General features: G+C 63.7%; 22 protein-coding genes and 2 pseudogenes. 13 read left to right on the top strand and 11 right to left on the bottom strand.

Translation table 11 applies throughout. The features are described from left to right. The first annotated feature begins 253 nt into the window (after positions 1-253). A complete protein-coding gene (locus IVA98_RS28720; RefSeq protein WP_247301631.1) occupies positions 254-2,146 on the top strand; it encodes an AsmA family protein in 1,893 nt (630 codons plus the stop codon). A 95-nt stretch (positions 2,147-2,241) separates the two neighbouring features. On the opposite strand, the gene IVA98_RS28725 is transcribed toward IVA98_RS28720, so the two are convergent. Next, entirely contained in the window at positions 2,242-3,627 is a 1,386-nt protein-coding gene (locus IVA98_RS28725) for a C4-dicarboxylate transporter DctA (protein ID WP_249817074.1), read from the bottom strand. Positions 3,628-3,681: 54 nt separating this feature from the next. Beyond that, complete coding sequence (locus IVA98_RS28730) at positions 3,682-4,755, bottom strand: 4-oxalomesaconate tautomerase (RefSeq protein ID WP_247355987.1); 1,074 nt, start codon at positions 4,753-4,755, stop codon at positions 3,682-3,684. A 116-nt stretch (positions 4,756-4,871) separates the two neighbouring features. Between IVA98_RS28730 and IVA98_RS28735 the strand changes: the two genes are divergently transcribed. From IVA98_RS28735 to IVA98_RS28750, 4 genes are all read left to right on the top strand, one after another. Further along, positions 4,872-5,852, top strand: a complete 981-nt coding sequence (locus IVA98_RS28735; protein ID WP_247301589.1) for a LysR family transcriptional regulator — start codon at positions 4,872-4,874, stop codon at positions 5,850-5,852. Between the two features lie 403 nt (positions 5,853-6,255). Further along, on the top strand, positions 6,256-7,641 hold the full coding sequence (locus IVA98_RS28740; protein ID WP_247280157.1) for an ABC transporter substrate-binding protein: 1,386 nt from the start codon (positions 6,256-6,258) through the stop codon (positions 7,639-7,641). A 94-nt stretch (positions 7,642-7,735) separates the two neighbouring features. After that, positions 7,736-8,608 carry a carbohydrate ABC transporter permease gene (locus IVA98_RS28745; protein WP_247280158.1) on the top strand — a complete coding sequence of 291 codons (873 nt, stop codon included), beginning with the start codon at positions 7,736-7,738 and terminating at the stop codon, positions 8,606-8,608. Continuing rightward, positions 8,605-9,471: a carbohydrate ABC transporter permease gene (locus IVA98_RS28750; RefSeq protein WP_247301587.1), complete on the top strand. Its 867-nt coding sequence runs from the start codon at positions 8,605-8,607 to the stop codon at positions 9,469-9,471. Before IVA98_RS28745 ends, IVA98_RS28750 begins: the two co-directional genes overlap by 4 nt. Before the next feature lie 123 nt (positions 9,472-9,594). On the opposite strand, the gene IVA98_RS28755 is transcribed toward IVA98_RS28750, so the two are convergent. From IVA98_RS28755 to IVA98_RS28775, 5 genes are read right to left on the bottom strand one after another with little or no spacing between them, the layout of a single operon-like run. Then, on the bottom strand, positions 9,595-10,407 hold the full coding sequence (locus tag IVA98_RS28755) for an ABC transporter permease (protein WP_247301586.1): 813 nt from the start codon (positions 10,405-10,407) through the stop codon (positions 9,595-9,597). Positions 10,408-10,411: 4 nt separating this feature from the next. Continuing rightward, positions 10,412-11,326 carry an ABC transporter permease gene (locus IVA98_RS28760; RefSeq protein WP_247333749.1) on the bottom strand — a complete coding sequence of 305 codons (915 nt, stop codon included), beginning with the start codon at positions 11,324-11,326 and terminating at the stop codon, positions 10,412-10,414. Continuing rightward, entirely contained in the window at positions 11,323-12,495 is a 1,173-nt protein-coding gene (locus IVA98_RS28765; RefSeq protein WP_247301584.1) for an ABC transporter ATP-binding protein, read from the bottom strand. Before IVA98_RS28765 ends, IVA98_RS28760 begins: the two co-directional genes overlap by 4 nt. A 52-nt stretch (positions 12,496-12,547) precedes the next feature. Continuing rightward, complete coding sequence (locus IVA98_RS28770; protein ID WP_247301583.1) at positions 12,548-14,026, bottom strand: glycerol-3-phosphate dehydrogenase; 1,479 nt, start codon at positions 14,024-14,026, stop codon at positions 12,548-12,550. Positions 14,027-14,061: 35 nt separating this feature from the next. Then, a complete protein-coding gene (locus IVA98_RS28775; RefSeq protein ID WP_247301582.1) occupies positions 14,062-16,749 on the bottom strand; it encodes a sensor domain-containing protein in 2,688 nt (895 codons plus the stop codon). A 202-nt stretch (positions 16,750-16,951) separates the two neighbouring features. Between IVA98_RS28775 and IVA98_RS28780 the strand changes: the two genes are divergently transcribed. Beyond that, positions 16,952-18,055: an NAD(P)/FAD-dependent oxidoreductase gene (locus IVA98_RS28780; RefSeq protein WP_247301581.1), complete on the top strand. Its 1,104-nt coding sequence runs from the start codon at positions 16,952-16,954 to the stop codon at positions 18,053-18,055. Between the two features lie 167 nt (positions 18,056-18,222). On the opposite strand, the gene IVA98_RS28785 is transcribed toward IVA98_RS28780, so the two are convergent. Next, positions 18,223-18,402, bottom strand: a complete 180-nt coding sequence (locus IVA98_RS28785) for a YdcH family protein (RefSeq protein WP_025034152.1) — start codon at positions 18,400-18,402, stop codon at positions 18,223-18,225. Between the two features lie 330 nt (positions 18,403-18,732). On the opposite strand from IVA98_RS28785, the gene IVA98_RS28790 reads away from it, so the two are divergent. The 3 genes and pseudogenes from IVA98_RS28790 to IVA98_RS28800 all read left to right on the top strand — a co-directional run bounded on the left by IVA98_RS28790 (position 18,733) and on the right by IVA98_RS28800 (position 19,544). Continuing rightward, a complete protein-coding gene (locus IVA98_RS28790) occupies positions 18,733-18,939 on the top strand; it encodes a YdcH family protein (protein WP_008546179.1) in 207 nt (68 codons plus the stop codon). A gap of 114 nt (positions 18,940-19,053) precedes the next feature. After that, the gene (locus IVA98_RS28795; RefSeq protein ID WP_247280165.1) at positions 19,054-19,272 is read left to right on the top strand and encodes a hypothetical protein; all 219 of its coding nucleotides are present in this window, start codon (positions 19,054-19,056) and stop codon (positions 19,270-19,272) included. A 21-nt stretch (positions 19,273-19,293) separates the two neighbouring features. Further along, positions 19,294-19,544, top strand: a pseudogene (locus tag IVA98_RS28800) (hypothetical protein). A 2-nt stretch (positions 19,545-19,546) separates the two neighbouring features. Here the strand turns inward: IVA98_RS28800 and IVA98_RS28805 are convergent. After that, positions 19,547-20,256, bottom strand: a pseudogene (locus tag IVA98_RS28805) (GGDEF domain-containing protein). A gap of 141 nt (positions 20,257-20,397) precedes the next feature. Between IVA98_RS28805 and purE the strand changes: the two are divergent. Next, positions 20,398-20,886, top strand: a complete 489-nt coding sequence (gene purE, locus IVA98_RS28810; protein ID WP_247280168.1) for a 5-(carboxyamino)imidazole ribonucleotide mutase — start codon at positions 20,398-20,400, stop codon at positions 20,884-20,886. Further along, positions 20,883-21,989 (top strand): 5-(carboxyamino)imidazole ribonucleotide synthase, encoded by a 1,107-nt coding sequence (locus IVA98_RS28815; RefSeq protein WP_247301580.1) that lies wholly within the window; start codon positions 20,883-20,885, stop codon positions 21,987-21,989. The genes purE and IVA98_RS28815 overlap by 4 nt, the downstream gene beginning before the upstream one ends. 34 nt (positions 21,990-22,023) lie before the next feature. Here IVA98_RS28815 and aqpZ read toward each other — a convergent pair whose 3' ends face one another. Next, a complete protein-coding gene (aqpZ, locus tag IVA98_RS28820) occupies positions 22,024-22,746 on the bottom strand; it encodes an aquaporin Z (protein ID WP_247301579.1) in 723 nt (240 codons plus the stop codon). Between the two features lie 262 nt (positions 22,747-23,008). On the opposite strand from aqpZ, the gene rpsU reads away from it, so the two are divergent. Further along, a complete protein-coding gene (gene rpsU, locus IVA98_RS28825; RefSeq protein WP_008546194.1) occupies positions 23,009-23,305 on the top strand; it encodes a 30S ribosomal protein S21 in 297 nt (98 codons plus the stop codon). Between the two features lie 256 nt (positions 23,306-23,561). Then, positions 23,562-24,212, top strand: a complete 651-nt coding sequence (locus tag IVA98_RS28830) for a tetratricopeptide repeat protein (RefSeq protein ID WP_247301578.1) — start codon at positions 23,562-23,564, stop codon at positions 24,210-24,212. Between the two features lie 21 nt (positions 24,213-24,233). On the opposite strand, the gene IVA98_RS28835 is transcribed toward IVA98_RS28830, so the two are convergent. Next, positions 24,234-25,226, bottom strand: coding sequence for a hypothetical protein (locus IVA98_RS28835; protein WP_247301576.1), 993 nt, complete (start codon positions 25,224-25,226; stop codon positions 24,234-24,236). Between the last annotated feature and the right edge of the window lie 58 nt (positions 25,227-25,284).

Below are 25,284 nucleotides of genomic sequence, written 5' to 3' on the forward strand. Positions count from 1 at the left end.
GCGTCGCGCCTTATTGGCGGCGATTATTAGGCGAAATTCTCCGAAGCCGTCAATGATACGGGGTTCTCCGATCCGTGGCCGGGTGATAGAAGCTGCCCACGCCGTGGGCAGAATCGTCCGCGGCCTTGAAAGCGACAAGAAAACCCATCAAGTTGCGGGACTTAACATAATAGGGCTTGGGCATGGGCACGCAGGTTTCCCGACCCGTCCTTCTGGCTCCAACGACCAACCCGATCAGGACATGCCATTGACCATGGCCCAAGGAATGAAGCGCCTCGGGACCCCGATCGCGGCGCTGCTCGGCGTGGCGCTGATCGCCCTGATCGCGACCTCCTGGCTCATTAACCGTGACGCGCTGCGCAAGGCGGTGGAAGCGCAGATCCGCGACGTGACCGGGCTCGAGCTCAGTGTCGCAGGCAACATCGACATTTCGGTCCTGCCGGCGAGCTATATCTCCTTCCGCGACGTCGGTCTCAAGGGCGGCGGCGCCTACGATCCCGCGCTTCATGTCGACGTCCTCACCGCCAATTTGCGGCTGCTGCCGCTGCTGTTGCAACGGTTCGAGATCGCCGACCTGACGCTGCTGCGGCCGCGCATTCATGTCAGCCTGAAGCCGGACGGCGAGAGCAACTGGACGCCCTTCATCCAGACCATTGCGCGCACCATGAAGCCCGGGGCCGACAATCAGGTGTCGTTCTCCGAGATCAGGATCCAGGACGGCGTGCTCAATTACGAGGACGTTGCCACGCGCGCCACCGAGAAGCTAGAGGACATTGACCTGTCGCTGGCCTGGCCCTCGATCTCGCGCTCCTTCGCCGCGACCGGACAGTTCGACTGGCGGGGCGAGCGCGTCGATGGCTCGATCAGCTTTTCCGATTTCGTCGCCGCCCTCTCCGGCGAGCGCTCAGGATTGAAGGCGCGGATCGCGAGCGCGCCGCTCAAGCTCGCCTTCGACGGCAGCGTCGCCAACCGCACCAGCCCGATGATGGAAGGCACGCTCACCATCGACAGCCCGTCCTTGCGCAATGCGCTACGCTGGACCGGCCAGCCGCAGCCCGCCAGCGGCGGCTTCGGCCGTTTCGCGCTGAAGGCGCGCGCCAACGTCGTGGGTGCCTCGATCGCGCTCACCAACGTCAATGTCGAGCTCGACGGCAATGCCGCTGAAGGCGTGATGACCTACGCCAATAACGGCCGGCAGACCCTGCAGGCGACGCTCGCCGCTGACGCGCTCGACTTCACACCCTATATCTCGACCTTCCGCCTGCTCGCGAGCGGCGCGCGCGACTGGAACAGGCAGCTGTTCGATCTTAACGGGCTGTCGACCACTGACCTCGACATGCGCCTGTCGGCGGCAAAGCTGACGGTCGGCCCGTCGAAGCTCGGCCGCACTGCGATCGGCGCCAATTTGCGCAACGGCACGCTGGCGCTCTCGGTCGGCGAGGCCCAGGTCTATGGCGGCATCGCCAAGGGTTCGTTCGGCATCGCGCGCGCCGACAGCGTCGCCGACATCAAGGCGCAATTCCAGTTCACCGACGTCGACCTCCAGGCTTGCGCCTCCGAACTGTTCGGCCTCAACAAACTGTCCGGCCGCGGCAACATCAACGTTTCGCTCTTCGCCTCCGGCTCGAGCCCGTTCGGCCTCGTGCAGTCGCTCGACGGCAGCGCCACCGTCACCGGGCATGACGGCGCGATCTCGGGCTTCAATGCCGAGCAGTTGCTCAAGCGGTTGGAGCGGCGGCCGCTGTCGGGCGGCGGCAATTTCCGCAACGGCTCGACCCCCTACGACAAGCTCACCATCGCAGTGAAATTCTCCGACGGGATCGCCACCGCCGAGGACATCCGCATCGAAGGACCCGCGGCGAAGATCACGCTGACCGGCACCGCCTCCGTACCGACACGCGAATACGACATGAAGGGCGTCGCGAGCCTCAACACGGCGTCAGGCTTTCAATTGCCCTTCATGGTGCAGGGGCCCTGGGACGATCCCCTGATTTTCCCCGACCCCGAAAGCCTGATCCGGCAGTCGCCTGCGGCCTCTCCCTTCCTCGATCTCCTGAAGCAGCGCATTACCGGGGGCGGAAAGCGCCCGGCGCAGGACGGATCGCCGACGGCGGAGAACGCGAAGGAGGGCGCCAAGTCCAACTAGAGTGATCAACCTCGCTCTGTTAGGTTTGGCAGCCCGCGCGCGACAGGCTCGATTTGCCAAATCCAATACTGCGACGGATTTCATGCAACGCGGCGTCAAGCGGCCGATTGCGTCGTCGAGATCCAGCTCTTGTCCTCGTGCACCCTTGTTGCCCCGTCGATCTTCGTCCCGGCCGCAACCTTGATAGTGCCACTCTGTCCCAGTTCACGGGCCAGCACCTCGCGGTCACAGGCGTCCTCCCACAGCGAAATGGTGATGGATGCGACACAGTTGCTGATCATGCTGGTCAGCGCCCGCGCCTCCGACATGAAGCGGTCGATGCCGACAAGCAGCGCCACGCCGGTCACCGGCAAATCCGGCATGACCGAAAGGGTCGCGACAAGCGCGACGAAGCCGCTGCCGGTGACGCCTGCCGCCCCTTTGGAAGTCAGCAGCATCAGTCCGAGCATTGCCGCAATCTGCCCCCATGACAGGTGAATGTCGCAGGCTTGCGCAATGAAGATGGAAGCCAGGGTGAGATAAATGGCGCTGCCGTCCAGATTGAAAGAGTAGCCCATCGGCAACACGAGCCCCGATACGCCTTTCCGGCATCCGAGTTGCTCCAGCTTGCGCAGCGCACCAGGCAACGCCGGCTCCGACGACGACGTGCCGAGCACGATCAGCAGTTCTTCCTTGAAGTAGCGGACAGTCTTCCACAGGCTGAAGCCGTTAAGCCGCGCCAGCGTGCCAAGCACGACGACCACGAAGACGGAGCAGGCGATGTAGAACGTCAGGATCAGCAGTCCGAGCGAACCAATCGAATGGATGCCGTAGCGCCCCACCGTGAACGCCATGGCTCCAAAGGCGCCGAGCGGAGCGAGCTTCATGATGAAGCCGAAGGACACAAACAGCACCTGTGAGAACGAGTCGACTGCCTTTGTCACCACCACACCGCCATCGCCGGCACGGCTTAGGCCAAAAGCGATCAGGACAGAAATCAGTAGCACCGGCAGCACTTCGCCATCCGCAAACGCTCCAAAAAACGAATGTGGGATGATGTGCAGCACGAACTCCGCGAATCCGGTCGCACCTGCCTGCTTGATGAATTTCGCAGCCACCGACGGATCCAGCGTACTGACGGCCACATGCATGCCGACACCCGGCTGGATCAGCGATACAGCGAGTAACCCGGCCAGCAGCGCCAGCACAGTCAGCAGGTAGAACAGCGCCATGGATTTCACCAGCGTGCGGCCGATCTCGCGGGAATCGCTGATGCTGTTGATGCCGCTGACGATAGTGCAGAACACGATCGGCGCGATCATCATCTTGACCAGCTTGACGAAGCCGTCGCCAAGCGGCTTCAGCGCGGCACCAAACTCAGGCCACAGATGGCCCGTGAGGACACCCAGCATCAGGCCAATCAGCACCTGGACATAGAGAATCCGGTAGAATGGCTTCCCCGCCGGCGTGTTCGGGTGCCCGACCAGCGCTTGCTTGTGCATTCTCGTTTCTCCCATGGCTCTGATTTTTCTTGATGGCTTCGAAGGCGGCGGGCTTCAGGCCGCCAGCACCGAATGAGGCACGTGCGATCGACGGGCGAAGACATGGCCCTCGAAAATTCGCCGGGCCGTCCGCTGCACCCGGGCAATTGGGCCGGGCTCCAGCCGAACGACGAGCTGGCCCGAGGGATGGGCGAGCGTGATCGGCACCGGCAGCGCCAGCGGCCCGACCATCTCTGCGGCGATCGTTCCGGGCGTCACGCAAGCAGTCGCGATCGCGACAGCGCCGGTCACCGACAGCGCGCTATGGCAGTCATGCGGCATGAAGTACCGGATGTTCAACGCCGCCTCGCCCGCAGGCGCCATCAGAACCGGCTTCGGGATCACCATTGTCGCGGAGTTCGGAAAACCCATCCGGCGTCCCGCCTCGATGCGCAAGTTCTCTAGACACGCGCGGAAGCCGCTGTCGGTGAAGCCCGAGGGCGCCTCACGGCCGGTGCAGCCCAGATCCGCCGCGCCGACCAGCATGACCGGCATCGCCGCGTCGATGCAGGTCACGTCGATCCCTTCGATGCAGTCGACCGGACGTCCCGTCGGCAGCAGGCGACCGGTGCGTGCGCCGGCGGCGTTGGGGAAGGACAGTTCGATGGGCGCGGCCGTTCCCGGTACGCCGTCGATCCGCGCCTCGCCCTCGTAAGTCACCCGCCCGCCGGGGGTGGCAACGGTCGCATCAATCAGCTTGCCGGTGTTGACATTGTGGACACGCACATGGGTGCGATCCGCAGTAGCGGCGACCAACTCGGCTTCGATTGCGAACGGCCCCACCGCCGCCAGCATATTTCCGCAGTTCGGCGAGGTGTCGACGATCCCTTCACGAACACGGACCTGCGCAAACAGGTAGTCAACATCGGCGCCGGGTACCGAGGCCGGCCCAATGATCGCGACCTTGTTGATAACGGCATTGCCGCCGCCGATTCCATCGATTCCAAGATCGTGCCCACCTCCCATCACGGACAACAGGATCGCGTCGCGTAACCTGGGATCGGCCGGAAGATCGCGGGCGAGGAAGAACGGCCCGCGCGAGGTACCCCCACGCATTACCACACAGGGGATGGCAATCTGATCGTTCATGGACCTCTTCCGTTCGGCGACGTCTTCGCTCGACCAGAACATCCTCCCTCTGAACTCTTTTGTGAAATGCAAATATCCGATGTATTATTCCGCATATCGATATAATGGAGGCTGCCATGAACGCAGAACTGCTCGACCTCAAGGCGTTCATCACGGTCGCGGAGACGGGAAGCTTTGTTCGCACTGCCAAGGCGCTGAACCTGTCTCAGCCGGCGCTCAGCCGACGCATTCAGAAGCTGGAAGAAAGCCTCGGTGCGCCGTTGCTCGAGCGGTCGACGCGCCACGTCAATCTCACCATGACGGGCCGTGACTTCCTGGCGAAGGTGCGCCGCCTCATCGACGAGTTTGAGACCTCGGTGCTCGCCATCCATGATATCGGCGCGCGAAGTTCAGGCCTAGTCTCGGTGGCTGCGGTGCCGACAGCAGTATTCTATTTTCTGCCGCGTGCGATCGGCCGGTTTGCCGAAGCCTATCCGCGCATTCGCATCCGGATTCTGGACATCGGTGCCAATGAGGGACTGGAAGCGGTCGCGCGCGGAGAAGCCGATTTCGGCATCAATTTCATTGGTGCTTCGCATGCCGAGATTGACTTTGAAAAACTGGTTGAGGATCCTTTCGTCCTGGCCTGCCGTCATGACCATCCGCTGGCGTCACGCAAGCAGGTAAGCTGGTCGGAAATTGTGCCGCACCGGGTGATCACCGTCGGTCGCAACAGCGGCAATCGCGCATTGATCGACAATGCGCTGGCGCGACACGGTCTGCAGCTGAACTGGTCCTATGAAGTCGCTCATCTCTCAGGTTCGCTTGGCCTGGTCGAAGCGGGACTGGGCATTGCCGTGCTACCGAAGCTCGCGACTCCCGCTGCCGATCATCCGATCATTCACACCATTCGGTTGATCGAGCCGGAAGTGTCGCGGACGATCGGAATCGTGCGCAGGCGCGGGGCGACACTATCCCCTCATGCCAGCCAATTTCTCAAGATGCTGCTCGAGGCATGGCGTTCGCCTTCCCGGACCAGCGGGCAAGGCAAGGCGCGATCCCGATCCGCTGAGGCAAGTTCGCATGCCATTTCAACAGGGCTGAAGGGGAAACGCTGACAGTTTGCCGCTAAGCGGTGCAAGTCCGTTCCCCGACGAACCTGAGCTCGTGGATCAGCCGCCCGTATCCTTCAGAGACATTTTGGCTCCCGCAGCCGGAGCGCCGCGGCGTTGCAAGCCGGCTGCGTTGCGTTCAGTCCTCATACCGCTTACAACAGCTGAGACTTTCGCTGGCGGCGAGCGGGTGTGTGGAGCTGCGCATGGGCAGGCCAAGCCAGAACGCACAAGGCGAATTGATCGCTGCGAATTGATGCGGCGATTGGATCGATACGCGGGTTAAGCATCTCCGCGAGGCTCTATCCCACGACATTGGTCTGACAACATGGCGCTAGATCAGACTTCCGCCATGCGCTAGTGTTTTATACGACCGGCTAAAAACACCGGTCGTTTGAGGGAGAAAAACGTGAGATCCAAGGTTATTGGCGCAGTATCATTGGCGGTCGCTGCGGTTGGGCTTTTCGCCGCCACTGCACCCGCCTTTGCGCAGCAGAAGACGATTACGGTCTGGTGGGGCAAGGGCTTCTATCGCTCCGAAGACGACGCGCTGATCGAGACGATCAAGAAGTTCGAAGCCAAGACCGGCATCAAGGTCGAATTGTCGCAATACGCGATCCAGGACATGATTCCGAAGACCGTCGCGGCGCTCGATGCCGGCACCGTGCCCGATGTTGCCTACTCCGACTCCTATGACGTGCAGGCGCAGGGCAAGTGGGCATACGAGGGCAAGCTCGAGGACCTCACGGATGTCATGGAGCCGATCAAGGGCCGGTTCGTGCAGAACACGCTGGACGCGTCGATCCTCTACAACGATGTGACCAAGAAGAAGGCCTATTACGGCTTCCCACTGAAGCAGCAGAGCATGCATGTCCAGATCTGGAACGACATGCTGGAAAAGGCCGGCTTCAAGCAGAGCGACATTCCGACCGATTGGACGGGCTATTGGTCGTTCTGGTGCGACAAGGTGCAGCCGGCGATCCGCAAGGCGACCGGCCAGCGCATCTATGCCGTAGGCCAGCCGATGGGCGTGGAATCCACCGATGCCTTCCAGTCGTTCTACACCTTCATGGACGCCTACCACGTCAAGCTGGTCGACGACGACGGCAAGCTGCTGGTCGATGATCCCAAGGTCCGCGAGAACCTGATCAAGGCGATGAAGGACTACACCGACACGTACATCAAGGGCTGCACGCCGCCGTCCTCGACGACGTGGAAGGATCCTGACAACAACGTTGCCTTCCACAACAAGACGATCGTGATGACCCACAACTTCACGATCTCGATCGCGGCGAAGTGGTTCGAGGACTCGCAGAACCAGGCCCTCACCCAGGAACAGCGCGACGCCGGCAAGAAGGCCTATGAGCAGGACATCATCACGGCGTCCTTCCCCAAGGCGCCGGATGGTTCGACCATCCGCTACCGCTCCGACGTCAAGACCGGGCTGATCTTCACCGCGGCCAAGAACAAGGCCGAGGCCAAGCAGTTCATCAGCTTCCTGCTCCAGGAAGAGAACGTCCGTCCCTATATCGAGGGCGCGCTCGGCCGCTGGTTCCCAGTGACGAAGGAAAGCCAGGAAAGCCCGTTCTGGCAGGCTGACAAGCACCGCAAGGCAGTCTACACGCAGTTCAAAGGCGGCACCGCCGCGTTCGACTTCACCAAGAACTGGAAGTTCACGATTCTCAACAACGAGAACGTGTGGGCCAAGGCGATGAACCGGGTAGTAAGCGAGAAGGTTCCGGTCGATAAGGCCGTCGACGAACTGATTGCCCGCATCAAGCAGGTCGCGGGTTAAGTCATCCGCCCCTCTCCCCGCGTTGCGGGGAAAGGTATAAGAACAACACCGGCCGCGTTTCGCGGCCGGCTTCTCTTTGAAGAGTTCGAAAAGAATGGCGATCACGCTTTCTGGCGATCAGGCAATTCCCGGCCCGCCTCTGTCGTCGCGGCTGACCCCGGCGCAGGTCTGGGGCATCGTGCTGCTCGCGCCCTACCTGCTCGTTTTTCTCGCCTTCGTTGTCTATCCCGTCTGTTACGGGCTGTGGCTGGCGCGCGCTCCGGCGAACTACGTCGCGCTGTACAACGACCCGATCTTCGCCCGCGCCGCGGTCAACACGCTGATCTTCCTGGTCATCGGCATCAATATCAAGATGCTGATCGCGCTGTTCTTGTCCGGCTTCTTCGCCCAGCAGCGCACCTGGATCAAATGGCTCTCGGTGATCTTCATCCTGCCCTGGGCGGTGCCGTCGATCCCGACCATCCTGTCGGTACGCTTCATGCTCAATCCGGAATGGGGCATGATCAACCACCTCATCTTCTCCTTCACCGGCGATGACGGCCCGAACTGGCTGAACGATCCGACCGTGGCGCTGAGCATGGCGATCGCCGTGCACATCTGGAAGTCGCTGCCGTTCTGGACGCTGATCCTGATCACCGGCCGGCTTGCGATCTCGCACGATCTGTTCGAGGCCGCCGAGGTCGACGGCGCGAGCTGGTGGCAGAAATTCCGCTACATCACCTGGCCGTCGATGCAGACGCTGTACGTCACCTGCACGCTGCTCTCGATGATTTGGACGCTCGGCGATTTCAACAGCGTCTATCTGCTCACCGGCGGTGGCCCGGCCGACCTCACGCACGTGCTGTCGACGCTCGGCATCCGCTATCTCCGGCTCGACCAGCTCTCGCTGGCGATGGCGTCGATCGTCTGTGCGATGCCGTTCGTCCTGCCGCTCGTGTACTTCATGATGAAACGGTTGTCGCGATGAAGCTCCCCGGCGTAAGCGAATTTTCTTGGCGTGACGTCGCGACCGAAGCGCGGCTGCTGCTGATCGGCATCCCCGTCTTCCTGTGGACGATGATCCCGATCTATCACATGTTCCTGTTCGCGATCTCCCCGAAGGAGGACGCGTTCTCGGGCAAGCTGTGGCCGGATCATCCGACGCTGCATAACTTCGAGATCGTGTTCAAGCAGCAGCATTACTTTCTGCGCGACTTCTACGTTCAGTTCTGGAATTCGACGGTGATCGCCGTCTCCGTCGGTGTGCTGACGCTGTTCATCGCGACCGCGGCGGCGTTCTCGATCTCACGGCTGAAGGTGCCGGGCGGACGCGCCGTGCTGAACCTCGCGCTGTTCACCTATTTCATCCCAGCGGCGTTTCTCGCCGTGCCGATGTACCGCACCATGGGCAATTACGGCCTGCTCAACAATCACTGGTCGCTGATCCTGGCTATGGTGACGATCGCCAGCCCCTACGCGATCTGGGTGCTCAAGCAGGCTTCCGACAAGCTGCCGGTCGAGCTGGACGAGGCCGCCGTGATGGACGGCGCGACGACGCTGCAGATCTTCCGCCTGGTCTACCTGCCGCTGATGATGCCTTCGCTGGTCGCGATCGGCACCTACGCGGTGCTGCTCGCGTGGAACGAATATCTCTACGCGTTCCTGCTGCTCTCCAACGACCGTGAGATCACCCTGCCCGTCGCGCTCGGCAATTTCCTCGCCGCCGACGATTCGCCTTGGGAACTGTTGATGACGACCGGCTTCATCTACGCGCTGCCACCGGCCGCGGTCTATTACGCCTTCCGCCGCTACATGGTGGGCGGACTCACGGCGGGTGCGGTGAAGTCGTAAGCGTGCACGTTCGTCATTCCGGGACGGTGCTTCAGCACCGGACCCGGAATCTCGAGATTCTCAGGTGCGCAATTGCGCACCTGAGTTCGATGCTTCGCATCGCCCCCCGGAATGACGATCGGCTCACAGCGGCGCCGCGCTCTCGCCCTGTGAGCTCGACAGTTTCGAGGCGAGCGAGGCGATGACGATGACCACTGCGATCAGGGCGATCACCAGCGTGCAGATCGCGTTGATCTCCGGCTTCACCCCGAGCCGCACCTCCGAATAGATGCGGATCGGCAAGGTCGCCGAGCCGGGGCCGGTGGTGAAGCTCGCGATCACGAGATCATCGAGCGACAGCGTGAACGCCAGCATCCAGCCGGCAACGATCGCCGGCGCGATCAGCGGCAGCGTGACGGCCGCGAACGCGCGGACGGGGTCGCAGCCGAGATCCATTGCGGCCTCCTCCAGCGAGCGATCGAGCGAGCCGAGGCGGGACTGCACCACCACGGCGACGAAGCACATCGTCAGCGTGGTGTGGGCGATCGTCACCGTCCAGAAGCCGCGCTCGGCGTTGAGCGCGACGAACAGCAGCAGCAGCGACAATCCGGTGATCACCTCCGGCATCACCAGCGGCGCATAGAGCATGCCGGAGAACAGCGTACGTCCGCGGAAGCGTTCACCACGCGACAGTGCGACCGCGGCGAGCGTGCCGAGCAGCGTGGCAATGGTCGCGGACGAGACCGCAACCCGCAGGCTCATCCAGGCCGCCTCGATCATGGCGCGGTCATTGAAGAACTCGTGATACCAGCGCAGCGACCACCCACCCCACACCGTCACCAGACGCGAGGCGTTGAAGGAATAGATGACGAGGATGAGGATCGGCAGGTAAAGGAACGCCAGCCCGAGCGCCAGCGAGGCGATGTTGAAGCGGGAGAGACGGGAGAGCTTGCGCATCGCCTCACCGCCATTGTTCCAGCTGCCGCTTCTGGAGCCGCTCATACAGCAGCAGCGGTAGCAGCAGCATCACCAGCAGCACGATGGCCGCCGCGGACGCGACCGGCCAGTCCTTGTTGGTGAAGAATTCGAGCCAGAGGGTCTGGCCGATCATCAGCGAGTTGGACCCGGCCAGGAGATCCGGGATGACGAATTCGCCGACAATCGGGATGAAGCACAAGAGCACGCCGGCGCCGACGCCGGGCAGCGACAGCGGGAATGTGACGAGCCAGAACACCTGCCACGGCGGCGCGCCGAGATCGCCGGCCGCCTCCTCCAGCGCCCGCTCCATCTTCGCGAGCGTGGCATAGAGCGGCAGGATCATGAACGGCAAATAGGAATAGACGATGCCGATATACATCGCGCTGTCCGTGGAGAGCCACACCACGGGCTGGCTGACTAGATGCAGTGCCAGCAGGATCTGATTGAGCAGGCCATCGTGCTGGAGGATGTTGATCCAGGCATAGATGCGTATCAGGAACGAGGTCCAGAACGGCACGATCACCAGCACCATCGCCACCGCCTGCCAGCGCTTCGGCAGCCGCGCCATGCCATAGGCGATGGGGTAACCGATCAGGAGCAGGAGCGCGGTCGCCGTGACCGCGACGATGAGACTGCGCACATAAGCGAATACGTAGATGTCGTCGGAGATCAGCAGCCTGAAATTGTCAATCGACAACGCAGCAAGGGCTGTCTTCAGCGCTTCCCATCCCGCCGTCACGTCGAACACGGGCTCGTAAGGTGGCTGAGCAATCGCGGTCTGCGACAGGCTGATCTTCAGCACGAAGGCGAACGGCACCAGGAAGAACAGCGCCATCCAGACGTAAGGCGCGATGGCAGCAAAACGCGCCGGCCGCGCGAAGATGCGGCGGGAGCTCATGACGGCAGCACCACGCAGTCGTCGGGCGTGAACCAGGCGATGACTCTCTGGTTCACACTGTAGGCATCGACGTCGAGGCGCGCGCTGTTGACGACTGAAGCTTGCACCATTCCGCCGTCGTCGAGCTTCACCTTATAGGTGGTGGTGCCCCCGAGATAGCTGATGTCGGCGATCACGCCGTCCAGACTGTTGATCGCCGTTTCACGGCCGGCCTCAAACACCGGCCCGCGGCGTGCGAGCTTGACCTTCTCGGGCCGGATTGCGACCGACAGTTTCGTCTTGCCCACCGGCTCGCGCGGCTCGGCCGCCACCAGCGTGCCCGCTTCACGGGTGGCGATCACCAGGCGATGCCCGTCGCGCAGCCTGAACTCGCCGTCGAACAAATTGATGTCGCCGACGAACTCGGCGATCCAGCGCGAGCGCGGCGCCTCGTAAAGCTCGCGCGGGGTCGCGACCTGCGCGAGCTTGCCGGCGTTCATTACACCGATCCGGCTCGCCATCGTCATCGCCTCTTCCTGGTCGTGGGTGACCATGATGAAGGTCATGCCGAGCCGGCGCTGCAGCTCCATCAGCTCGGCTTGCGTGCTCTCGCGCAGCTTCTTGTCAAGCGCGGCGAGGGGCTCGTCGAGCAGCAAAAGCTGCGGTCGGCGGGCCAGCGCACGGGCGAGCGCGACGCGCTGGCGCTGGCCACCGGAGAGCTGGTCCGGCTTGCGTTTCTCCAGCCCCTCGAGCTTCACCAGCGCGACCATCTCCGCAACGCGCGCGGCAATGTCGGCGCGCGCCATACCGGCGCGCTTCAGGCCGAACGCGATGTTGTCGCGCACCGACAGATGCGGAAACAGCGCGTAGCTCTGGAACATCATGTTGATCGGACGCTCGTGCGGCAAGGCCTGCGCGATATCCTTGCCCCCGAGCAGGATGCGCCCCTCGTCCGGCGCCTCGAAACCGGCGAGCATGCGCAGGAGCGTGGTCTTGCCGCAGCCGCTCGGACCAAGCAGCGCGAAAAACTCGCCGGCCCTGATGTCGAGCGACACGCCGTCCACGGCACGGAACGTCCCGAAGTTCTTGGTGACGCTCTCAATGCGCAGCAACGGCTGCCCGGCCACCGGATGTTGATCTCCGCTGGCCGCATTGGCCGCGGCGTCTGGTCTGGGCAACTCGTCCGTCATGTTCCCTGCCAACCCCGATTCCGCCGCACGCTAGCGGCCGATCGTGCCTAGCTCAACCGGTTCGGTATGAATCGTTCACACCCGCCATGAACGCGGCCAGCGCGTCGCGATCCGCCGCGGACATGGTCAGCCCAAGCTTGGAACGGCGCCACAGGATGTCCTCTGGGAAGCGCGCCCATTCGTGGGTCATGAGATAGCGCACCTCGGCCGCGGTCAGCTCGGGACCGAAGGCGGGGCCGAGCTCTTCACGGCTCTTGGCCTCGCCGAGCACCGCCGCTAACCGCGAGCCGTAGGCGGCAACCAGCCGCTGGGCCTGCGGCTCCGAAAGAAAGCGCCAGCGGTCGCGCGCGAGATCGACCTCGGTATCAAAACGATTCCAGGCAAAATCCCCACCGGGCAGCGCTGCGCCGGCGGTCCAGCGCGGCGACATCGGATAGAACCGCGCCAACTTCGTCACCGCCCTCTCCGCGCGCAGGCGCGACGTCGTAATGTCGCCGCCGAACATCGTGATCAACGGCGCCTTCCGCCTGCTCGCGTGGAACAGCGTCGTGCCATCACGTCCGCGTGCGGACGCCAGCGTCAGGTTGACGCCGGAGACCGCCCGGACCACGTCCGACGGGGTAACGCGCTCGCGGAAATAGCGGCTGACCGCCTCGCAGAGATAGCTGACATCGGCCCCAGGCATCGCCACGATCGCGGGATCGCCGGTGAACTCACGCGTGACCGTGCCGATCAGGGTGAAGTCGCGCTCGAAGGGCCGGGCAAAGATCAGCCGTCCATCGTTGTTCTGCAAGACGTAGACGTGATCGGATTCGAACAGCCGCGGCACGATGATCTGGCTCATCTGCACGGCGGCCATGGTGAGCAACGGCTGCCGCAGCACAGTCTCCGCCACCATGGACGTCCAGGCCCCGGTCGCGTTGGCCAGCGCCCGGGCCGTGATCGTGCGGCGGTGGCCCCGATCGACCACCGCAAGCCGCCAGGTGTCGGTTCGATCGGCGCGGACGCAACGCGCGCCGGTCCGGATCACCGCGCCACGCTCGGCGGCATCGAGCGCCGTGACCACCACCAGGCGGGAATCATCGACGACGCAATCCGAATATTCGAACGCCGTGCCGAACGGACGCTTCAGCGCGTTGCCCACCGGATGATGCGTGATGTCGAGGGTTGTCGCGACGGGCAGTCCGCTCCGGCTGGAGAGGCTGTCATAAAGGAATAGGCCGGCGCGCAGCAGCCATGGCGGACGTTCGTGCGAATGGGCGGGAATGACGAACTGCATCGGCCGGACCAGATGCGGCGCGATCCTGAGCCAAGTCCGCCGCTCCATCAGCGCCCGGCGCACCCGCCAGAAGCCGCGCCGTTCCAGAACCGACAGATCGCCATGGATCAGCCGCGGCGTCGCCGACGACGCCCCGGCGCCGAGATCGCCCTGCTCGAACAGGACGACCCGCAGACCGCGGCCAGCCGCATCGCGCGCGAGGCTGACACCGTTCAGGCCGCCGCCGATGATCGCAAGGTCGTAATCCGCCATGAGCCGACGAGAAGGAGCGAAGCGCCCCATCATCATTAGCCGGTCTTGAGCGCAAGCTCCATGACCTCAGCGCGGCCGACGAGGCCGGCATATTTCCCGATCGGCAGCGGCTTGCCGAGCAGATAGCCCTGCACGCCGTCGCACCCCTCCTTGGCAAGGAAGGCGAGCTGGTCGGTGGTCTCGACGCCCTCGGCGATGATCGACATTTCGAGGCCGTGGCCGAGATCGATCACGGCGCGCACGATTGCCGCCGATTGCGGGTTGCGGCCAAGATTGATGATGAAGGCGCGGTCGATCTTGATCTTGTCGAACGGGAACGCCTGGAGATAGCTCAGGGAGGAATAGCCGCTGCCGAAATCGTCCATGGAGATGCGCACGCCGAGCGCCTTCAGCCGGCGCAGCAACGCAAGGCCTCGATCAAAGTCCTCGATCAGCACGCCCTCGGTGATCTCCAGCTCGAGCCGGCCGGGTGCAAGGCCGGTCTCGATCAGGATCGAATGGACGAGGCCAACCACGTCACCGTGCATGAACTGCGCCGGCGACAGATTGACGGCGACCTGGAGCGGTTTTGGCCAGGACGCCGCCTCACGGCAGGCCTCGCGCAGGATCCACTCGCCCATTTCGACGATCAGGCCGCTCTCTTCCGCGATCGGGATGAATTCGGCCGGCGAGACCTGACCACGCACCGGATGCTGCCAGCGCGCCAATGCCTCGAAGCCGATGATCTCGCTCTCGGCGACGCTGTCGCCGGCGGCGCCCTGCGGCTGGAAGGCGAGCGAGAGCTCGCCATTCTTGATCGCCATCGACAGGTCCTGGTGCAGCACGCGGCGATCGCGGATCTGCTGGTCCATCTCCGGCTGGTAGAGGCTGATCGTGCCGCGCGACTTCTGCTTGGCGCGGAACAGCGCCGCGCCGGCATTGGCAAGCAGCGAGGCGCCGTCGGCGCCATTGTGCGGGAAGACCGACATGCCAGTGGTGATACCGGCGCGAACCGGCCGGCCATCGATCTGGAATTCCCGGGCGACGGCTTCGCCGATCTGCTGCGCCAGCGCCATTCCGGCGTCCGGCTGCTTGCCGTCGATGATGAGACCAAATTCGTCGCCCGACAGACGCGCCACCACGCCGCCGCGCGCGGAGTCCTGGAGCCGCTGGGCCACCTCGATCAGGAGCTTGTCGCCGAGCGCATGGCCGAAGACATCGTTGACCTCCTTGAGGCCGTCGAGGTCCACGCACAGGACGGCAAACTCCTCGACCGTGCCTTGGCAGGCCTCGATCATCTGGGTCAGCGCCTGGAGGAAGGCGGCGCGGTTCGGCAGATCGGTGAGGCCGTCGTGATAGGCCATGTGCGCCATGCGCGACTCGGTCTGCCGGCGATCGGTGACGTCCTCATGGGTCTTGATCAGATATTGCGGCTCGCCGGCATCGCTCAACACGGTGGCGCGGCGTGTTAGGAACAGGCGCAAGCCGTCCTTGGTGGAGATCGGATGCTCTTCGGTGATCATCCCGCGCTTCTTGATTGCGGCCTCGTCGCGCGCGATGATCAGCTTGGCTTCCTTGGGATTGAAGATATCCGCGGCAGTCAGGCCCGTGGCTTCCTCGCGCCTGCGGTTGAGAATCGTCTCGGCGCTGCGGTTGGCGAGCAAATAGCGGCCGTCCTTGACTTGCTCGACGATCAGCGCCACCGGGATGTTGTCGACCACGAGCTCGAGGAACTTCTTGGTGCTCTCCAGTTCCTGCGACAGCGAGCGGCGGTCGGTGATGTCCTCGAATACCAGCAGCAGGAATCCGGGCCTGTTGCTTTCATTGCGGACCGCGATCCGGATCGAGGCGACCATGCGCTGCTCCCCGCCTCGCTCGACCTCGAAGTCGTTGCGGAATTGCCCGTCCGGCGAGTTGAGCGCGGCCTGGTCGGTCGCCTCGATCGTGGCCGCCGAGGCGGGCGAAAACAATTCACGCGCATTCTTGCCGACCACGTGATCCCGCGAGAAGCCCCAGAAGCGCTCATAGGCGGTGTTCGCGAAGATGTAGCGGCCGTCCTCGATGCTCTTCGCGGCAACACAGGCCGGCACATTGTCCAGCACGGTTTCCAGGAACTGCTTGGTGGAGGCGAGCTGTTGTGAAAGCCGGCGCTGTTCGCTGACGTCGAGATGCGTCGCCACCGAGCCGCCGTTCGGCAGCACGTAAAATTTCACCAGGATGGCCCGTCCACCCGGCAGTTCGGTGATCAAACCGTTGCTGCTTGCCGCCTTCTCGTAGAACTCGTCAACGGAGGCGCCGCCGAGCACCCCGCGCTTGCGTCGCAGCTCGAGGAGTTCGGAGCCGTTCATGTTGGCCCGGATATCCGACCGCGTCAGGCCATAGATCTCGAGATAGCGGTCGTTGCAGAAGATGACGCGCCGCTGCGCATCCGTCATCACCACGCCCTGGTTGAGATTGTTCATTGCCGAGGAGACGAAGGCATTGCGCCGCATCTGCGAACGCCTGGTCCGCCGCAGCGAGGAATGGATCCATAGCGCGATCGCGGCGAGGAACGAGCAGACGACGATGCTCGCGATCAGGCCTTCCCAGATCACGTTGGGATCGAGCTTGGCGAGATCGCCCGGAGCGGTGAAGCTGTCCGACAGCGCAAAGGCGCGCGCAGGGCCGACCGCGCCGGCCAGGCACACGACAGCCTGCACAGCAATCGGAAGCGCACTGCCCACGTGCCAGTTTTTCTCAGCCATCCGCCACCCGCGATTTCAACGCCGGATTGTCTGGCTTCGCGGGTTTGGATCGGGTAAACGCCTGTACGCGCAACGGAAAAATGTGACGCGAAACACGGCAATTGCCCTGACATGATAAATGCTTCCTTAATGGAAAACGGCCGCGCGCCGTCGCTTCAAGCCCCACTGCCACCGGCCTTTCCAACTGACGTCCTGCACGACCATGGATAGGGTCGATTGCGTCGTCATCGGAGCCGGCGTCATCGGCCTCGCGGTGGCTCGAAGGCTCGCTCAGACCGGGCGCGAGGTCGTCGTGCTCGAGGAAGCCGAGGCCATCGGCACCGTCACCTCCTCGCGCAACAGCGAGGTGATCCATGCCGGCATCTACTACCGCGCCGGGAGCTGGATGGCGCGCATGTGCGTCGGCGGCAAGCAGGCGCTGTACCGCTACTGCGCCGAGCGCGGTATCCCGCACAAGAATTGTGGCAAGCTGATCGTCGCCACCAACGCAAAAGAGACCGAGAAGCTGCAATCGATCAAGGCGCATGCCGAAGCCAACGGCGTGCTCGACATGCAACTGCTTTCGGGCGAAGCCGCACGCGCGCTGGAGCCGGCGCTCGCCTGCGACGCCGCGCTGCTGTCGCCGTCGACCGGCATCATCGACAGTCACGCCTACATGCTCTCGCTACGCGGCGAAGCCGAGGAGGCCGGCGCGGCCTTCGCGTTCCACACGCCGCTGGTCCGTGCCAAGGCTGCCGCCGACGGCATCGAGATCGAGGCCGGCGGTGAGGCGCCGATGACGCTGCAATGCAGCCTTCTCGTCAACGCCGCGGGGCTCTCGGCGACGAATGTGGCGCGTAATATCGACGGCATGCCCCTGGACCGGATTCCGCCGGCCTATCTCGCCAAGGGAAATTACTTCAGCTGCAGTGCCAGGGCGCCGTTCTCGCGCCTGATCTACCCGGTGCCCGAGCCTGGCGGGTTGGGGGTGCACCTGACGCTGGACATGGCGGGGCAGGCCCGCTTCGGCCCCGACGTCGAATGGATCGAGACCATCAATTACGAGGTCGATCCGGCACGCGCCGAGCGCTTCTATCCCGCGATCCGCAAATACTGGCCGACGCTGCCCGACGGGGCGTTGATGCCGAGCTATTCAGGCATTCGCCCGAAGATCGTGCCGCCGGCGGTGGCGACGCAGGATTTTCTGATGCAGGGCCCGCGCGATCACGGCGTGGCAGGCTTGATCAACCTGTTCGGCATCGAATCGCCGGGACTGACGTCGTCGCTCGCAATCGCAGATCACGTCGCTGAGCTCGCGGACATCTAGAGCGTTTCGAGCAAAGCGGATACCGGTTTGCGTCAAGAAAATGCGTCGAAGCAAAAGGCTGACGCCGCACAATTTGCACGACGCGCGCTCCTTGCAGCAGGGATGAGCGCAAAGGCGCTCATCCCTGCCTAAGGAGTACGATCAACTCTACGCTGTTGCGGGGGTCACTAGTGGAGCGTGTCGCCTTGCTTCAGACGCTCGATCTGGTCCTTGACCATCAACTTCCGGCGCTTCAACTCAACAATTTGCAGGTCGTCTGTTGAAAGGTGCACGAGAGCTTCGTGCAATTCGTTTTCGAGAAGTTTGTGCTTCCGTTCCAATTCAACAAGATGTGCCTGAATTGTCATTCGAAACCTCCTCGGTAGGGTTGAACCTCAGGATTCGATCCGGACGAGGGAAGTCTACATCACCGATTCGTTCTGTCGATGGGTATCCGTGGTTGCGCCGTCATTTTTGAAAATTCATATGTAACGAAGCGTGAGTAAGGGAACCACGCAGGAAAAATCCATGATATCAATGCGCTTGCGCAGCGCCGGGGCGACCCGCAGAAATATGTGACGGGAGATCGGCGGGCGACGGCCGCAGATCGCTTGCGGTCACGCCGCGCAAGGACGATAATTTCCACAGGGCATCCACAGCCCAGATCTCACGGCTATCGGTTTTCGGCCACCGCAGACATGACCAATGAAGACGAGCGTGAGCTCGAAGCCGAGCTCACCCGGTTGCAGCAGGAACACCGAGACCTCGATGCGGCGATCGATGCACTGCATCAGTCGCCCGCCCCCGACCTGTTGCGTTTACAACGGTTGAAGAAGCGCAAGCTGTTGTTGCGCGACCGCATCGCCTTCATCGAAGACCAGATCACGCCCGACATCATCGCCTGATCCGCAAGGCGGCCTTGCGGCGGCTTGCGGGTGCGTGAATCCGCTTGACTCAAAGAGAACAAAATAGGAACATTCTGACTTCCAACGCCCCAGGAAACGCCAAGGACAACGCAGATGTCGGCAACCGCCCTTCTCGACAACAGCCATTATGAACAAGCCTGCGATCAGGCGATCGCGATGTGCGACGGCAATCTGCGCAGCACCATCAAGGCGCTGATCATGGCCAATGAATATCTGGAAGCCGAGCTGGAGGAATTGCAGGCGGCGATTTCCGCCGGGTGCGTTCCGGAGATCTCGCCCGGCAAGATGCGAAGCAAGAGCAGCGCCGCCTGAGTTCAACATCGGAGCAACGCCATGTCGGATGTAACCTACTACGTTGCAATGCCCTTCCTGATCGATGCTGACGGATCGCTCGTCGCGGGCGCCGCAGAGGAGTGCCAGAGCTCGACGGCCGCCTTGCGGCGCGCCGAAATCCTATCGCGCGGCGCTGGTCACATCGGCGCGATCGCGTTTAGCCGCAGCGGCGATCCCATGACCGGCGAATTCGGCGACGCCACATTGCTGCGCATTTCGGCAATGTGCCGCAAGATCTCGCCGCGCTTTAGAATTAGCTCCCGGCCAGCCTGGTCCGCGGCTCGTGCCGCCGGCACGCCTTGCGCACATACATGGCGGCGTCGGCTTCCTCGAGGGCGCGGCCTGCGTCGGACTGCGCCCCCAGCAACGCGACGCCGGCGGAGGCGCCCGCAGCCACATGCTGGCCCCGAAAGGTGAAGGACAGTTCGTCGATCGCCTGCTCGAACGAGGCGGCCTTCGCTTTGGCGTCGGTCTCGCTGAGATTCCACAGCGCAGCGCGAACTCGTCGCCGCCAAGGCGGCCGACCACGTCCGAGGCGCGGACCTGCCGCGTCAGCGTCGCGGCAATCGCCTTGAGCACTTCGTCGCCGGCCGCGTGTCCGAAGGAATCGTTGATCGGCTTCAGCCCATCGACGTCGAGCACGATCAGCGCGCCGCTGGCGCGGTAGCGCTTCATGTAGGCGATGGCGCGGTTGAGCTCGCGCTCGAAGCCGCGCCGGTTCGGAATCTCGAGCAGGAAATCGGTGTCAGCGGCCGCTTCGAGCTCCGCGACCCGCCGCTCCGCCGCCTTGAGCTTGCTCCGCAAGCCGCGGATGGTCGCCTTGATGCTCTCCGTGGCGCCATTGGCCTGCGTTCGGCGCCGCGACGGCCTGGCCGGAGGCTTGGCAGCGGCTTTGGAACGGCTGGCGCTGGTCTTCCGGCCCTTTTCGGCCTTCGCAGCACTCGCCCTTTTTGGTTTCTTCATGGGCATCCTGCTCAATGAAGGCTTGCGGGGATTCACCAAGACAGGATAGTGCATTCCCTTCTCCTTGCCACCGCCTTGCGAGCCGCCGGCCGGAACCTTTAATCTGGCCTATCTTTCTGTTTTCCGGGCACAATTGACGTCATGACCGCGCCGATCGCCATCATCATGGGAAGCCAGTCGGATTGGGACACGATGCGGCATGCCGCCGACACGCTTGCCGCGCTCGGCGTCGCCGCCGACACCCGCATCGTTTCGGCCCATCGCACGCCCGATCGCCTGTTTGCCTTCGCCAAAGGCGCCAAGGCGGCGGGATACAAGGTCATCATCGCCGGCGCTGGCGGCGCCGCGCATCTGCCCGGCATGGCGGCGGCGCTGACGGAGCTGCCGGTGTTCGGCGTGCCCGTCGAATCGAAGACGCTCAAAGGCCTCGATTCGCTGTATTCGATCGTTCAGATGCCCGCGGGTATCCCGGTGGGCACCCTGGCCATCGGCAAGGCCGGTGCGATCAACGCCGCGCTGCTGGCAGCTTCCGTGCTGGCGCTGTCCGACCCCGCCCTGTCCGGTCGGCTTGCCGCCTGGCGCAAGGCGCAGACCGAGGCAGTTGCCGAGCGCCCGGAGGACAAGGCGTGACTGACGCAAAGCAGGTGACGCTGAAGCCGGGCGACACCATCGGAATCCTCGGCGGCGGACAATTGGGCAGGATGCTGGCGATGGCTGCGGCGCGGCTCGGGCTGCGCTGCCAGGTATTCTCGCCCGATCCGGATTCGCCGGCCTTCGACGTTGTCCTCAATGCGACCTGCGCCGAATACGCCGATGTCGAGGCGCTCGAGCTGTTCGCAAACGACGTCGACGTCATCACCTACGAATTCGAGAACGTGCCGGCGGCCGCCGCGATGGTGCTGGATGCGCGCCGCCCGGTGCTGCCCAACCGCAAGATCCTCGAGACCACCCAGGACCGACTGGCCGAGAAGGATTTTGTCACCCGGCTCAGCATCGGCACCGCCGCTTACGCCGACGTCACCTCGGTGGCTTCGTTGCGCGAGGCGATCGTCAGGATCGGCCTTCCAGCCGTGCTTAAAACCCGCCGCTTCGGTTATGACGGCAAGGGCCAAGCCATCATCCGCGAGGGCGACGATATCGCCAAGGTGTGGACCAGTCTCGCCACCAAATCGGCGATCCTGGAGGCATTCGTGCCCTACGAGCGCGAGATTTCCGTGATCGCCGCCCGCGCGGCGACGGGTCAGGTCGAGTGCTTCGACGTCACCGAGAACGAGCACCGCGACCACATTCTCAAGATATCGCGCGCGCCCGCACCGATCGCGGACTCGCTCGCCGAAGAAGCGCGCAGCATCGCCAGCAAGATCGCCAGCGCGCTCGACTATGTCGGCGTGCTCGCCGTCGAGATGTTCGTGCTCACCAATGGCACCGGACCGAAGGTGCTGGTCAACGAGATCGCTCCGCGCGTGCACAATTCCGGACACTGGACGCTGGACGGCGCGTCCGTGTCGCAATTCGAGCAGCACATCCGCGCCATCGCCGGCTGGCCCCTCGGCAAGCCCGTGCGCCACGGCGAATGCGTCACCATGACCAATCTGATTGGCGACGAGATCAATGACTACGACAAGTGGCTGACCGTCCCTGGCGCCACGGTGCACATCTATGGCAAGGGCGCGCCGCGCCCCGGCCGCAAGATGGGACATGTCACCGAAGTCACGCCGACAAAAGCCAAATGAGAGGACCGCAGCAATCGCTGCGATCCCCTTGCGATCACGCCGTCTTTGCGCCGGCGACGACGCCTGTCGGCTCCTCGCTGAGCCAGCGGTAGATCACCCCGCCTAACGCGCCGCCGATCAATGGCGCGACCCAGAACAGCCAGAGCTGCGACAGCGCCCATCCGCCGACGAACAGCGCGGGGCCGGTGCTGCGCGCCGGGTTCACCGAGGTGTTGGTGACGGGGATACTGACGAGATGGATCATCACCAGCGCGAGCCCGATCGCGAGCGGCGCGAAGCCCGCGGGCGCACGGCCATGGGTGGCGCCCATGATGATGAACAGGAACATCATGGTCATCACCACCTCGGTGAGGAAGCACACGATCATGCTATACTGGCCGGGCGAATGCGCGTCATAGCCGTTCGACGCGAAGCCCTTGGCGACGTCAAATCCGGGCGCCCCGCTCGCGATGACGTAGAGCAGCCACGCGGCAACGATGGCGCCCGCCACCTGTGCGATCACATAGGGCAGGATCTGGCCGGCCGGAAAACGGCCACCTGCGGCGAGGCCGACCGTGACGGCCGGATTGAGGTGGCAACCCGAGATGTGGCCGATCGCATAGGCCATTGTGACGACGCTCAGCCCGAACGCCAGGGACACACCGACCAGTCCAATGCCGACCTGGGGAAAGCCGGCGGCAATGACGGCGCTGCCGCAGCCTGCGAATGTGAGCCAGAAAGTGCCGATGGCTTCGGCGGCGTATTTTTTCATGTCCATGTGTCGTCCCCTGATTTCAAGTTTCCGGAACAAAGCTCCGGAAACGACCCCGCCATGGGCGTCAAATCGCCCAAATCGGGGCCGCACAGAGGTATTTTCGCCGCATTTAATGGCCGAAATTGGCCCGAAACCCCGCATGGCCGGTGGACATCCGCAGTTTTGTCTGATACATCCGCGCGCTCAAGGTTAAGGGCTTGCGCGTTTTGCCATCCCCTTAATTCTTACCAGAATTCAAATCCGATCCACCTGAAGAGGATGCCGCGTGCAGGTTCTCGTCCGCGATAACAATGTCGATCAAGCCCTCAAGGCGCTGAAGAAGAAGATGCAGCGCGAGGGAATTTTCCGCGAGATGAAGCTCCGCGGTCATTACGAGAAGCCGTCCGAGAAGAAGGCCCGCGAAAAGGCCGAAGCCGTGCGCCGCGCACGCAAGCTGGCCCGCAAGAAGCTGCAGCGCGAAGGCCTGCTGCCGATGAAGCCGAAGCCGGTGTTCGGCGCAGGTCCCGGCGGTGATCGTGGCGGTCGTGGCGGCCCGGGTGCAGGTCCGCGCGGACCGCGCTGATCTACCGGATCTTGCAAGACTTCAGTTTTCGATAACGCGGGCCCCTGGCCCGCGTTATTGTTTTGAGCGGTGCCTATTCTGGGACAGGGGCGCCACCGATGCGGCACCAAAGCGCGATGAGATTGGGATTGAACGTCATCGCGCTTTGGTTTGTTGTTTGAGCATGATCTCCGCGCAAACGCATCTCCGCGTTTGTCGCGAGACAGAAACCGCTTCACATTTTTTCGGACCATGCTCTAGCGCGAGCGAACCGTAGATGGCCTCCCCTTTCCCCGAGCGCAGCTTGGCGCGGCTACGCCAGATCTGGCAGCAACCGTTCGTGTTGGCTTTGATGGGGATTGCGCTGTGCAGCTGCTCTTTCGATCTGGGATCGCTGATGCCGGAGAAGGAGAAGCCTCAGGAGGCGCCGAAGGCGATCGCGACCGCCGAAAGCGCGGTCAGCGCCGGCAACGTCAGCGAAGCTCAGGCCCACACGGCAAAGGCCCAATCCCTGGCGAAGTCAGGTGAGGCCGCAGCTGCGCTCGACGAATTCAATCGCGCGGTCGGGCTCGATCCCTACAACGCACAGGCGCTCTATGGCCGTGCCTTGATCTATCAGGGCAATAACCAGCACGATTTCGCAATCGCCGATTTCAGCGCTGCGAGCGGGCTCAACCCGCAGAAGGTCGAGCCACTGCTCGGCCGCGCCACCAGCTATCTCGCGCTCGGCAAGATCAAGGAAGCCGCAGCCGATCTGGACGAGGCCTCCGAGTCCGATCCGCACAACGCCCAGGTCTGGACCACCCGCGGACAGGCCTATGAGCGGCTGGGCGACAGGGCCAAGGCAGCGGCGTCCTACACCAAGGCGGTCTCGCTTCGCCCACGCGACGATGCCGCCCGCAGCGGCCTCGCCCGGGTCGGCGGCTGACAGCGCGGCTCAGATGCCGTCCTAATCGGGGGTGGCGGGTTTTGGCAGAACGGCGTGGAACATCGACTTCACGCCTGACAGCATCTCATCGGCGACATTGGTCTTCGGCCGCCGCATGGTCGTGGTCGCCGCGGCGTCGGCGCGCAGATCGAGCGGCGGTGCGATCACCGGCACGGGAATGTCAGCCGGCGGCGTGATCCGATTCGGGTCGTCATTTCCGACCGAGGCTGTGTAAGGCGGGTTGAGCGGCGACGAGCCGCTATTACCATAGGCCTCGGGTGACGGCGTCGACACAGTAATCGGCGGCGGCAGCGGACGCACCGTGGACGGCTCCGCGGTGATCACACGCGGCGCCTCCGGGGTACGGGCGGCTTCCCGTACCGCAGGCTCCGCCGGCCTTTCAGCCGGCTTGGTCTCGGAAGACTTGGTCTCGGAAGACTTGCTCTCGATTGATTTGGCCTCAGCGGCCTTGCCCTCAGGCGACTTGCGCAGACGCTCGATCGCGGCACGCACGAGATCGTTGGCGTCGGGGGCCGCGGCCGGGGAAGCCGCAGCCGGCGCCGAATTGGCCTCCACCACCGGGGCGGTGGCGGGAACCGCAGCAGCCGGAGCAGACTTGGCAGCCGCCTTTTCGCGCGCGGCGGTGCGGCCGCGCGGGCTGGTCTCGGCGGGAGCAACGTCTGCGGCCTTGGTCTCGGCAGCAGGTTGATGATCGGCAGGCTTCTCGGCCGCCGACTTGTCCGCAGCATTCTTCTCGGAAACGCTCTTCTCGGAGACACTCTTCTCAGAGACACTCTTGTCGGAGACACCCTTGGCCTTGACGCCGGCCCCGGGAAGGCTGGTGGTGTCTGCCGGCTTGCCCTCACTGCCAGCCTGGGCAGGCACCGCTACGGCCGCAGGAGTATCGGGTGCGGGCTTGGCATTGATATAGTGATTAACGATGTAAGCCCCGATGATCGTCGCGAGCACCGAGGGGAAAATATCCATCGAGATTTTAGCGAGGTATTTCAGCATTTCTCGGCCACTCCCCGCGCGACCTGATGCGGGAACTTTGGGGCATTGTGAGGGATCA

This window comes from Bradyrhizobium sp. 160 (assembly GCF_023073735.1).
Classification (GTDB): Bacteria; Pseudomonadota; Alphaproteobacteria; order Rhizobiales; family Xanthobacteraceae; genus Bradyrhizobium.